Source organism: Xanthomonas sp. NCPPB 4037 (assembly GCF_041475695.2).
In the GTDB taxonomy this organism is placed as follows: Bacteria; Pseudomonadota; Gammaproteobacteria; order Xanthomonadales; family Xanthomonadaceae; genus Xanthomonas; species Xanthomonas campestris.
Map to the genome: position 1 here is coordinate 281,016 of NZ_CM191261.1, position 13,115 is coordinate 294,130.

Annotated in this window: 4 protein-coding genes; 3 read left to right on the forward strand and 1 reads right to left on the reverse strand. The window is 67.8% G+C overall.

All coding sequences use genetic code 11. The annotated features are described in order from the left end of the window. Window positions 1-6: 6 nt before the first annotated feature. Both ACCQ01_RS01195 and tssA read left to right on the forward strand, forming a co-directional pair. Window positions 7-8,583 carry a two-partner secretion domain-containing protein gene (locus ACCQ01_RS01195; RefSeq protein WP_228434000.1) on the forward strand — a complete coding sequence of 2,859 codons (8,577 nt, stop codon included), beginning with the start codon at window positions 7-9 and terminating at the stop codon, window positions 8,581-8,583. A gap of 48 nt (window positions 8,584-8,631) precedes the next feature. Further along, window positions 8,632-9,672, forward strand: coding sequence for a type VI secretion system protein TssA (gene tssA, locus ACCQ01_RS01200; RefSeq protein WP_228434001.1), 1,041 nt, complete (start codon window positions 8,632-8,634; stop codon window positions 9,670-9,672). Window positions 9,673-9,930: 258 nt separating this feature from the next. Here tssA and ACCQ01_RS01205 read toward each other — a convergent pair whose 3' ends face one another. After that, the gene (locus ACCQ01_RS01205) at window positions 9,931-10,212 is read right to left on the reverse strand and encodes a DUF2782 domain-containing protein (protein ID WP_011039092.1); all 282 of its coding nucleotides are present in this window, start codon (window positions 10,210-10,212) and stop codon (window positions 9,931-9,933) included. Window positions 10,213-10,289: 77 nt separating this feature from the next. Here ACCQ01_RS01205 and polA point away from each other — a divergent pair, with 77 nt between their 5' ends. Then, window positions 10,290-13,073 (forward strand): DNA polymerase I, encoded by a 2,784-nt coding sequence (gene polA, locus ACCQ01_RS01210; protein ID WP_228434002.1) that lies wholly within the window; start codon window positions 10,290-10,292, stop codon window positions 13,071-13,073. Window positions 13,074-13,115: the final 42 nt, after the last annotated feature.

Below are 13,115 nucleotides of genomic sequence, written 5' to 3' on the forward strand. Positions count from 1 at the left end.
TTGCGCATGCACGCCACCAACCACGCTTCGCATTGCCCGCGCACTCCGCGTGCCCTCCCGCTGCGGCATTGCCCGCTGGCACTCGCGCTGGCCGCCTGCCTGACCGCCGGCGTGCCGACTGCGGTGATGGCGCAGGTCAGCGCCACGCAACTGCCCACCGGCGGCAGCATCGTCGGCGGCACCGGCAGCATCAATGCGGCCAGCGGGGGCAGCCAGTCCATCACCCAGACCTCCAACCGCATGGCGCTGACCTGGTCCGCATTCGACATCGGCTCATCGGCTACGGTGACCTTCAACCAGCCGTCCAGCAACGCGGCGGTGCTCAACCTGATCCAGGGCGGCAATCCCACGCAGATCTTCGGCAATCTCAACGCCAACGGTCAGGTGTTTTTGATCAACACCAACGGCATGATCTTCGGCAGTACCGCGCAGATCAATGTCGGCGGTCTGGTGGCCAGCACCCTGGGCACCACCGCTTCCAGCTTCATGACCGGCAACGATGTGCTCGATGCCGGCGGCAATACGGTCGCGCTGATGTCCAACAGCGGCACCATCAACGCCGCCGCCGGGGCGGTCGACCTGATCGGCGGCAAGGTGGTCAACCACGGCACCATCACCGCCAGCGCGGGCAACATCAATTTGGTCGGCGCCGACAAGGTCACCCTCACCTTCGAAAGCGGTGGCTTTGGCGTCGTTGTGGACAAAGCCCTGCCGCTGCAGCTGGACAGCGTGGCAGTAGAAAACACTGGCACCCTCAGCGCGCCCGGCGGCACCATCACGCTGCAGGCGCGCGCGGCACAAGGCCTGTTCGACCAGCTGATCAACAACAGCGGCATCATCCGCGCGGCGGCGATTTCCGGCGTCGACGGCAGCGTCTCGCTGATCGCCAACGGCGGCGGAAACGTCGGCATCGCCGGCAGCGGCAGCATCGACGTGGGCAACGGCGCGATCAGCATCAGCACCGACCGCAGCGTGCAGCAGAGCGGCGTCTACACTGCGGGCGCCCTGGGCGGCAGCATCGGCGGCAGCGCGAGTTTCAGCGGCAGCAACCGCATCGCCACACTCGGCATGCTGGACGTGGGTGGCACCCTGAGCTTGACCAATGCCAACGGCCTGACCCAGACCGCCGCGCTGGCCGTCGGCGGAGATAGCACTTTTTCCCTGGCCAGCAATGCGCTGACGCTGAACAACGCGGCCAATACATTCGGCGGGACCTTCAGCGCCACCGGCGGCAATGTCGCAGTCAACGCCGCGGGTGCCTTGACGATCGGCAGCCTGAGCCAGTCCAGCAACAGTGCGCTGTCCTTGAACGCCGGCGGCCGGCTGACGTTGCCGACCAGCGCCATCAACACCGGCAGCGCCGACCTTGGCTTGCGTAGCGGAGACAGTTTGAGTACCGCTGCGGCGCTGTCCGGCAGCAACGTCAGCCTGACCGGCACCAACGGCATTTCTCTGGCCCACGCCGTCACCGCGACCGGCACGCTGGCCTTGACCAGCAGCACGGGTGCGATCGACCAAACCGCCGGCGCGCTCACGGTGACCGGCACCAGCACGATCGACGCAGGTGCCGGTGCCATCAACCTCGCCGGCGCCAACAATGATTTTGGTCAGGCCATCAGCCTGACCGGCGCGGGCGTGCGCGTGGTCGATCGCACGACCTTGCAGGTTGCGTCGTTGACCTCGGCCGGCAATACCGGCATCGATCTGCAGGCTGGTGGCAGCCTGATCCTGCCTGTGCAGTCGTTCGACACCGGCAGCGCCGATCTGAATCTGGTGTCCGGCGGCGGCACGTTGAGTACACGCGCAGAGCTACGCGGACGGAATGTCAGCCTGAGCGGGCGCGATGGCATCACGCTCAACCACGACATCACCAGCACCGGGACGCTGCTGCTGAGCAGTAGCGCCGGCAACATCAACCAGACCGGCGGCTTATTGGACAGTGGCGGCACCGCCACGGCCATGGCCGGCGGCACGCTTAACCTCGGGCGCGCCGGCAACGAATTCCGCGACAGCGTCAGCTTGAGCGGAACCGGTATCACCGTGGTCGATCAAACCGATCTGGTGGTGTCCTCGCTGACCAGTGGTGCGAACGGCGCCGTTTCGCTCACCGCCGGCAATGCATTGACCCTGCCCACGCAGGCGATCAACACCGGCAGCGCCGATCTCACGCTACGGGCCAACGGCGGCGTGCTGACCAGCAATGGCGCACTCACCGGCAACAACGTGCTGCTCTCCGGGCGCGACGGCATCAGCCTGGGCGGCAACCTCACCAGTGCCGGCACGCTGGAACTGTCCAGCAGCAGTGGCGCGATCGTCCAGGATGCGGGCGCCATCGATGCCACCGGTGCGGCCACCGTCGATGCCGCTAGCGGCATTGCCTTGAACGCAGCCGGCAACGATTTCCGCAGCACGCTCAGCCTCAGTGGAAACGGCATCAGCGTCGTCGATCAAAACGATCTCACCGTCTCGGCGCTCAGCAGCGGCAGCAATGCGGCAGTCTCACTCACCGCCGGTGGCGCATTGGTGGTGCCTGCACAAGCCTTCAACACCGGCAGCGCAGATCTGACCCTGATCGCCAACGGCGGGACGCTGAGCACGGCCGGCACGCTCAGCGGCCGCAACATCACGTTGCGGGGACGTGACGGCCTCACCCTGGCGCATGACGTCACCACCAGCGGCACCTTGCAGCTGGGCAGCGACGTGGCCATTGCCCAGACCGCCGGCACGCTGGATGTCACCGGCGCAGCGCTGGCCAATGCTGGTGGTGGCACGCTCAGTTTGAGCAGTGCCAACAACGACTTCCGCAGCGGCATCAGCCTCACTGGCACCGGCATCACCGTGGTCGACCAAAACGACCTCGTGGTCACCGCACTGAACAGCGGCAGCAATGGCGCCGTCTCGCTCACCGCCGGTGGCGCACTGACGCTACCGGCGCAGGTCATCGACACCGGCAGCGCCGACCTCACCCTGCGTGCCAACGGCGGTGCACTTACCACCGGCGCGCTGGCCGGCCGCAATCTCACACTGACCGGGCGCGATGGCGTGACCTTCGCGCAGGACGTGACCAGCACCGGCACGCTGGCGGTGACGACCACCAATGCCGCCATCCTCCAGAACGGCGGCGTATTCGATATCGGCGGCACGGCCACGCTCAACGCCGGCACCGGCGCGATCGCACTGGGCTCGGCTGGCAACGACTTCCGCAGCGGCATCAACCTCACCGGCACCGGCATCACCGTGGTCGACCAAAACGCTCTCACCGTCTCGGCGCTCAGCAGCGGCAGCAATGCCGCGATCTCGCTGACCGCCGGTGGCGCATTGACGCTGCCCGCACAAGCCTTCAACACCGGCAGCGCAGATCTGACCCTGATCGCCAACGGCGGTGCGCTGAGCACGGCGGGCACGCTCAGCGGTCGCAACATCACGTTGCGCGGACGTGACGGCCTCACCCTGGCGCATGACGTCACCACCAGCGGCACCTTGCAGCTGGGCAGCGACGTGGCCATCGCCCAGACCGCCGGCACGCTGGATGTCACCGGCGCCGCGCTGGCCAATGCTGGTGGCGGCACGCTCAGTTTGAGCAGTGCCAACAACGACTTCCGCAGCGGCATCAGCCTCACTGGCACCGGCATCACCTTGGTCGACCGCAATGATCTGACCGTGTCGGCATTGAACAGCGGCAGCAATGGCGCCGTCTCGCTTACCGCCGGCGGCGCACTAACGCTGGCCGCGCAGGTCATCGACACCGGCAGCGCCGACCTCACCCTGCGGGCCAACGGCGGTGCACTCACCACCGGCGCGCTGGCCGGCCGCAATCTCACGCTGACCGGCCGCGATGGCGTGACCTTCGCGCAGGACGTGACCAGCACCGGCACGCTGGCGGTGACGACCACCAACGCAGTCATCCTCCAGAACGGCGGCGTATTCGATATCGGCGGTGCGGCCACGCTCAACGCAGGCACCGGCGCGATCACGCTGGACTCGGCCGGCAACGACTTCCGCAGCGGCATCAACCTCACCGGCACCGGCATCGCCATCACCGACCGCAGCGACCTGGTGGTGTCCTCACTCAGCAGCGGCAGCAATGCTGCGATCTCGCTGACCGCCGGTGGCGCACTGGTGCTGCCGACGCAGGCACTGGAGACCGGCAGTGCCGATCTCACCCTCATCGCCAACGGCGGCGCCCTGGCCACCGGCGGTGACCTGAGCGGTGCCAACGTCCGCCTGACCGCGCGCGATGGCCTGGTGCTTGGGCACGCTGTGCGCAGCACCGGCACGCTCAGCATGCAGACCACCAACGCCAACATCACCCAGAGCGCTGGCGCAATCACTGCAGCAGGCAACACAACGATCAATGCAGGCAGTGGTGCTGTCAGCCTGACCAGCGCGAGCAACGACTTTGTCGGCCCGCTCAACCTGAGCGGCGCTGCCACGCAGGTCCGCGACAGCAACACCCTCACCCTGGGCACGCTCTCCACCGATGCGCTCGCCGCCACCAGCGCGGGCGCCTTGAACCTGGGCAGTGGCAGCGTGCGCGGTGCACTCACCGCGACCAGCGGCAACGCGGCGATCACCCAGGGCGGGGCGTTGTCGGTCGGTGGTGCAGCCACGTTGAATGCCGGCAGCGGCGACATCGTGCTGACCAATAGCAATAACGATTTTGTCGAGGCGCTTTCGGTGATAGGCAACAACGTCGACATCGTCGATCGCAACGCATTGGCCTTCGGGACTGTGGCAGCCGATTCGTTGACCACCTTCGCTGGCGCTGCACTGGATCTCGGCGCCGGCAGCATTGCCAACTCCCTGAGTGCGATCACCAACAATGGCCCCATCACTCAGAACGGTGCGCTCAGCGTCGGCGGCATCGTCGCATTGAATGCGGGTACCGGCGGGATCACCTTGGGCAGTGCTGGCAACGTCTTCCAGGGTGCACTCAGCCTGAGCGGTGGCGCGACCCGGATCAGCAATGACACAGCCCTGACCTTTGGTACGCTGTCCGTTGATGCGCTCACCGCCACCAGCACTGGCGCCTTGAACCTGGGCCTCGGCAGCGTGCGCGGTGCACTCACCGCTAGCAGCGGCAACGCGGCGATCACCCAGAGCGGCGCGCTGTCGGTGGGTGGTCCTTCTAGCTTGAACGCCGGCACTGCCATTATTGATCTGCGCGATAGCGGCAACGATTTCGGTGGTGCCGTCACGCTGACCGGTGGCGATGTCCGCCTTCAGGATCGCAACGCGCTCGCCCTGGGCCTGCTGTCCACCGGCAACCTGACCGCGGCCAGCGTCGGCGCCTTGAATCTGGGCAGCGGCACGGTGGCGGGGACGTTGCAGGCGACCAGCACCAACGGCGAAATCAGTCAGAGCGGCGCGCTGAACGTGGCTGGCGCCAGCACGCTCGACGCCGGTACCGGCAGCATCACGCTCAGCGATACAAATAATGCCTTGCAAGGTCCGGTCGACCTTCGCGGTGGCGCCACGCAACTGCGCAATAACACTGCGCTCACGCTGGGCACCATCGATACCGGGGCGTTGGAGCTGCGTAGCAATGGTGCGTTGAACCTCGGCAGCGGACGTGCCGCCAGCCTGATCGCCAGCAGCAATGGCGACGCAATCAGCCAGAGCGGCGCACTGGCCATCGCTGGCGACAGCAGCTTCGATGCGGGTGCCAACACGATCCGCTTGACTAACGCCGGCAACGACTTCGCCGGCGCGGTATCGCTGAGCGGCGGCGCCACCGAGGTGGTCGATGCCTCTGCATTGCGCATGGGCACGCTCAATACTGGCGCGTTGACGCTTGCCAGTGGCGGCGCACTGACCTTGGGAACGGGAACCGTCAACGGCGCACTGGTGGCCAACGCCAATGGTGCGGTCGACCAGAACGGCGCACTCACGGTTGCCGGCACCAGCGGCCTCGAGGCGGGCACTAGCGCAATCGCCTTGATCGATGCCGGCAACGACTTCGGTGGCGCGGTGTCGCTGAGCGGTGGCGATACCCAGATCGTCGACCGCACGGCATTGACATTGGGCACGCTGCGGACCGGTGCCTTGCGCGCAACCAGCACGGGGGACTTGAACCTGGGCAGTGGCACGATCGACGGTGCCTTGACTGCGCAAAGCAACGGCGGTGCGCTGACACAGACCGACGCCTTGTCCGTTGCAGGCACCGCCACCCTCGATGCAAGCAGTGGCAACATCGCACTGAATAACAGTGCCAACAGGTTTGCAGGCGCAGTGAACCTCAATGGTGCCGACGTGCAGATCGCCGGCAATACCCTCACCCTGGGCACGCTCTCCACCGATGCGCTCGCCGCCACCAGCGCGGGCGCCTTGAACCTGGGCAGCGGCAGCGTGCGCGGTGCACTCACCGCGACCAGCGGCAATGCGGCAATCATCCAGGGCGGTGCGTTGTCGGTGGTTGGTGCTGCCACGTTGACTGCAGGCAGCGGGGACATCGTGCTGACTGACGCCAACAACGATTTCGGCGGCACGGTCGGACTGAGTGGCCATGCCATCGCGTTGCAGGATCGCAACGATCTGAGCATCGCTGCGCTGCAGAGTGGTGCCAACGCCGCGGTGTCGCTGGTTGCCGGCGGCGGCTTGAACCTGCCTGTCAGCCAGATCGACACCGGCACCGCCGCGCTGACACTGGCGGCCAACGGCGGGGTGCTGGCCGCAGCAGGTCCGTTGCGTGGTGGCGCGGTGCAATTGACCGGTGCCAACGGCATTGCGCTGAGCAACACGCTGACCGCCGGCACGCTGACCTTGACCAGCACCAATGCGGCGATCACCCAGTCCGGTGGTGCAGTGCAGGTGGCGGGCAACGCGGCGGTCGATGCCGGCAGCGGCGCGATAACGCTGGATGCCGCAGGCAATGATTTCCAGGGCGTGCTCGCGCTGCGCGGTGGCGGCACCACCGTGCGCGACAGCAATGCCCTGAGCCTGGGGACGCTGGACACCGGCAGCTTGCAGGTCACCAGCACCGGTGCGATGAACCTGGGCGTTGGCCTGATCAACGGCGATCTGGTCGCCAACACCAATGGCGGTGTGGTCACCCAGAGTGGTGCGCTCACCATCACCGGCAGCACCCGCATCAACAGCAGCGGCGCGGGCATCACCCTGGACAATGCCGGCAACGACTTCCAGTCTGCAGTGTCGCTCTCCGGTGGCGACAGCCGCTTGCGCGACCGCAACGCGCTGGCCTTGGGAACGCTGGACGTCGGCGCGCTGGATGTCGCCAGCACGGGTGGCCTGGACCTGGGGCAGGGCCGCATTGGCGGCACGCTGATTGCGCGCACGCAGGGCGGCAGCAACGCGGCCGGCACTGGATTTGTGGCAGCGGCGGTCACGCCGTTGGCGACCGGTGGCGCCATCACCCAACAAGGCGCATTGACCGTAGCCGGCACCAGCGTGCTGGACGCCGGCAGCGGCGCCATCGTGCTGACCGACGCCAACAACGACTTCCAGGGCAACGTGCAGGCCACCGGCGGCAGCATCGCCATTGTTGATCGTGACGTGCTGGCGGTCAGCGCCCAGGCCACCGACGCACTGAACCTGCAGGCCGGTACCCAGCTCGCCAGCACCGGCACACTCAGCGGTGGGAGCATCGCCTTGAGCGGCGGCAGCGGCGTCGTGCTCGGGCACGACATCAACAGTGCCGGCAACGTCGCGTTGCGCAGCGGCGGGGCCATCATCCAGACCGGCGGTAGCCTCACGGCTGGCCGTCTGAGCGGTAGCGCTGCGGGGCCGGTCACGCTGACCGGCGCCAACAACGCCATCGCCGTGCTGGGTGACTTCAGCGCGCAGGGCCTGGATGTGGTCAGCAACCGCACGTTGCTGGTGAATGGCCGCGTCGATGGCGGTGCCTCGCTGCGCCTGCGCAGTGGCGGCGAACTGCTGCTGGAGGGGCAGCTCAGCGGCGCCAGCAGCTGGCTGCAGGCGGTGGCTGGCATCCGTCAGCGTGCCGGCAGCTGGATCGAGGCGGGCCTGCTCAGTGGCAGCGCCGGTGGCGCGGTGGTGCTGGGCGATGCCGCCAGCTTCATCGACAACCGCATCGGCCGCCTGGGCAACTTCACCGCCGGCAGCGGCTTCAGCCTGACCAACGCCGGCAACCTGCTGCTGGTGCTGGCGAACGGCAGCAGCTACAGCGTGGATGCCGGCAACAGCCCGTTGTTCCTGTCGGTACGCGGCGACCTGCTGCAGGACGGCCGCGCAACGCTCCGCAACGGCACCGGCACCTATGCGGCCACCGGCCGGATCGGCACCCAGGACAACCCGCTGTACGTGATCGGCAGCGGCACCCAGACCATCAGCGCGGTCGGCGCGCCGCCGGCCTACTTCAACGCCACCACCGCCGATGGCGGGCTGCTCGACCTGGCCGGTACCTCCGGCTTCAACGTGCCGACTTCGGCCTTCGCGGCGCGGGCACAGAGTTCGGCCAGCCGCGTGGTGGCCTTTGTCGATCTCTCCGCCAGCGGCACGCCATACCGCGCGTTCGGCCTGGTGCGCCCGGGCCTGCGTTTGCCCGACGACCAGCAACCGGCTTGCGATGCCGGCGACCCGGACGCGGTCTGCAGCCCCCCGTGATGTTCCGCCGCCGCCCGTGCGCGGCGGCTCTTCGATGGAGCCTGTGCCATGCAAGACGACAGTGCGCTGGACCCCCTGCTGGCACCGCTTGGCGATGACGCGCCAGCCGGCCCGGACCTGGAGTACGACCCGGATTTCCTGCGCCTGGAGCGCGAATCGGCCATCCGCCCGGAACGCACGCTCGGCGACAGCGTGATCGCCGCCGAGGAGCCGGATTGGGAAAAAGTGCAGACGCTGGCGCTGGAGTTGAGCCGGCGCAGCCGCGACCTTCGCATCGCCAGCAAGCTCGGCGCCGCCTGGCTGCGGCTGCGCGGTCTGCCCGGCTGGGCAGACGCCCTGGCGATGATCCACGGCCTGCTCGGCCAGCACTGGGACAGCGTGCACCCGCAACTGGATGCCGACGACGACAACGACCCCACCGCACGGGTCAACGCGCTGGTGGGCCTGAGCGACCCGATGGGCCTGCTTGGCGCATTGCGCACCACCGCGTTCGTGCAGTCGCCGCGGCTGGGCCGCTTCAGCCTGCGTGACCTGCGCGCCGCCAACGGCAGCCTCAAGCTGGCCGAAGGGCAGGCCGTGCCCAGCCTGGCCGAGATCGAAGCCTGCTGCCTGGATTGCCCGCTCGACACGCTGGCGGCCTCGGCCAAGGCGATCACCGACGCCGCTGCCACCGCACGGGCGATCGATGCCTTGCTCACCGAACAGCTCGGCACCGCCGCGCCGGACCTGCGTCCGCTGCTGGCCGACCTGCGCGATCTGGAGCGCTTCGTGCTGCCGCACTGGCAGGCACGCCAGGGCAGCCCGGAAGAGGCCGCCGGCGCCACCGAGCATTCAGGCGATGACACTGCCACCGCTGCGGGCAGCCCGACGCGTCGCACTGGGGAAATCGCCGGCCCGGACGATGTCATGCGGCGGCTGGAGGAGATCTGCGTCTATTACGCCCGCAACGAGCCGTCCAGCCCGGTGCCGATGTTGCTGCGGCGCGCGCAGCGACTGGTTGGCTGCGACTTCCTGGCACTGATGAAGGAACTGGCGCCAGGCGGTATCGATGAACTGCAACGCGTCACCGGCCCGCTGGAGAACAGCTGAGCAACGCGCCCACCACTGTCGGCTGCCGCAGGGCACAGCAGCGGCGCTACCAGCCGCTCGCCGGGCGCTGCAGGATTGTCGGATCCGCTCGCCCAACACGCCTTCCGTCGCACCGAAACCTGCGGGCCCATTTGGCCCGCAGCATCTACACCTCGCACGACGCCTTCAGGACGCACCAAACAAGCGCCGGGCGACGCAATCGCTAAGCGCTTCGCCTAGCGAATCCCCAATCCCGAATTCCCAATCACCGCTCCCCAATCACCAGCTATACAACTGCCAATACGTCTTGTTGACCTTGTCACGCTCGGCGTCGGTATGGCCGTCATGGTCACGGTCGTAGAGGAAGTACGGCGCGCCACGTGCGGGGGTCACGCGCACCATTTCCAGTTGCCCGTTGACGCGGTATTCGTCGACCTTGTCGCCGTTGCCCATGGTCTTGCTGGTGACATCCGCATTGGCCGGCACATCGCCGCCGCCACCGGTGGTGGCGCAGCCGCCGAGCAGCAGCAGCGGCAACAGCAAAAGACTTGCTCTCTTCATCGTGATGGTCCGTGTGAGGTCGTCGCCGAGTATGCGCTGGCCGGGTGTGGCGTGGGCGTGCAGCGTAGAATTACGGCATGAGCAGATTAGTCCTGATCGACGGGTCCAGTTACCTGTATCGCGCGTTCCACGCGCTTCCGCCGCTGACCAATGCCCAGGGCGAGCCCACCGGTGCGTTGTTCGGCGTGGTCAACATGCTGCGTGCGACCTTGAAGGAACGCCCGGCCTATGTGGCGTTCGTGGTGGATGCGCCCGGCAAGACATTTCGTGATGACTTGTATGCCGACTACAAGGCCAACCGCCCGTCGATGCCCGACGACTTGCGTGCGCAGGTGCAGCCGATGTGCGACATCGTGCATGCGCTGGGCATCGACATCCTGCGCATCGACGGCGTGGAAGCGGATGACGTGATCGGCACGCTCGCGCTGCAAGGCGCCAGCGACGGCCTGGCCGTCACCATCTCCACCGGCGACAAGGACTTCGCGCAGCTGGTGCGCCCGGGCGTGGAACTGGTCAACACCATGAGCGGCAGCCGCATGGATTCAGACGAAGCGGTGATCGCCAAATTCGGCGTGCGCCCGAACCAGATCGTCGACCTGCTGGCGCTGATGGGCGACACCGTCGACAACGTGCCCGGCGTGGAAAAGTGCGGCCCCAAGACCGCCGCCAAATGGCTGGCCGAATACGACTCGCTCGACGGCGTGATCGCCAATGCCGACAAGATCAAGGGCAAGATCGGCGAGAACCTGCGCGCCGCCTTGCCGCGGCTGCCGCTCAATCGCGAGCTGGTCACCATCAAGACCGACGTGGTGCTGGCCAGTGGCCCGCGCGCGCTGGACCTGCGCGAGCCCAACGCCGAAGCGCTGGCGGTGCTGTACGCGCGCTACGGCTTCACCCAGGCGCTGCGCGAACTCGGTGGCGCCGCCGCCGAGGCCGGCGCGCTGACCGCACCGATGGCGGTGGCGCGCACCGAGCCTGGCCGTGCACGCGGCACCGGCTTCGTGTCGGCGCCGGCTGCCGCTCCGGTGGAGCTGGACCCGGCGCTGTCGGCGCCCGGCCAGTACGAGACCATCCTCACCCAGGCGCAGCTCGACAGCTGGATCGCGCGGCTGCGCGCGGCCGGGCAGTTCGCCTTCGATACCGAAACCGACAGCCTGGACGCGCTGCAGGCCAACCTGATCGGCCTCAGCGTCGCCGCCGAGCCCGGCCAGGCCGCCTACCTGCCATTCGGCCATGACTTCCCCGGCGCACCAGCCCAGCTCGACCGCACGCAGGCGCTGGCGCAGCTGGCGCCGCTGCTGACCGACCCGGCGCTGCGCAAGCTCGGCCAGCACGGCAAGTACGACCTGCACGTCATGCGCCGCCACGGCATCGCCCTGGCCGGCTACGCCGACGACACCCTGCTGGAGAGCTTCGTGCTCAACTCCGGCAGTGCCCGCCACGACATGGACAGCCTGGCCAAGCGTTACCTGGGCTACGACACCGTCAAGTACGAAGACATCTGCGGCAAGGGCGCCAAGCAGATCAAGTTCGCCCAGGTCAGCCTGGAAGACGCCACCCGCTACGCCGCCGAAGACGCCGACATCACCCTGCGCCTGCACCAGGTGTTGGGCAAGCGCCTGGCCGCCGAGCCGGCGCTGGAGAGTGTCTACCGCGACATCGAAATGCCGCTGGTGGGCGTGCTGGAGCGCATCGAGGCCAACGGCGTGTGCGTGGACGCAGCCGAGCTGCGCCGCCAGAGCGCGGACCTGTCCAAGCGCATGCTCGCCGCCCAGCAGAAGGCCACCGAACTGGCCGGGCGCACCTTCAACCTGGACTCGCCCAAGCAGCTGCAGGCACTGCTGTTCGACGAGCTCAAGCTGCCCGCCGTGGTCAAGACGCCCAAGGGCCAGCCCTCGACCAACGAAGAGGCGCTGGAAGCCATCGCCGACCAGCACGAACTGCCGCGGGTGATCCTGGACTACCGCAGCCTGGCCAAACTGCGCAGCACCTACACCGACAAGCTGCCGGAGATGATCCACCCGCAGTCCGGGCGCGTGCACACCAGCTACCACCAGGCCGGCGCGGCCACCGGGCGGTTGTCTTCGTCCGACCCCAACCTGCAGAACATCCCGATCCGCACCGAAGACGGCCGCCGCATCCGCCGCGCCTTCGTCGCCCCGGCCGGACGCAAGCTGATCGCCTGCGACTACTCGCAGATCGAGCTGCGCATCATGGCCCACCTGTCCGGCGACCCCGGCCTGGTCGGCGCATTCGAATCCGGCGCCGACGTGCACCGTGCCACCGCCGCCGAAGTGTTCGGACGCACCATCGACACGGTCAGCGGGGATGAGCGCCGCGCCGCCAAGGCGATCAACTTCGGCCTGATGTATGGCATGAGTGCGTTCGGCCTGGCCCGCCAGCTCGGCATCGGCCGTGGCGAGGCGCAGGACTACATCGCGCTGTACTTCAGCCGTTACCCGGGCGTGCGCGACTTCATGGAAACCACCCGCCAGCAGGCCCGCGACAAGGGCTACGTGGAAACCGTGTTCGGCCGCCGGCTGTATCTGGACTTCATCAACGCCGGCAGCCAGGGCCAACGTGCCGGCGCCGAGCGCGCGGCCATCAACGCGCCGATGCAGGGCACCGCCGCCGACATCATCAAGCGCGCCATGGCCAGCGTGGATGGCTGGATCGCTGACCATGCCTCCCGTGCCCTGATGATCCTGCAGGTGCACGACGAACTGGTGTTCGAGGCCGACGCCGACTTCGTCGACACGCTGCTGGCCGAGGTCACCGCGCGCATGTCTGCGGCCGCCAGCCTGCGCGTGCCACTGGTGGTCGATTCGGGCGTGGGCGATAACTGGGACGAGGCGCATTGATGCTGCGGTGCATGCCTCGTATGCTGAATACGCAGATCAGAA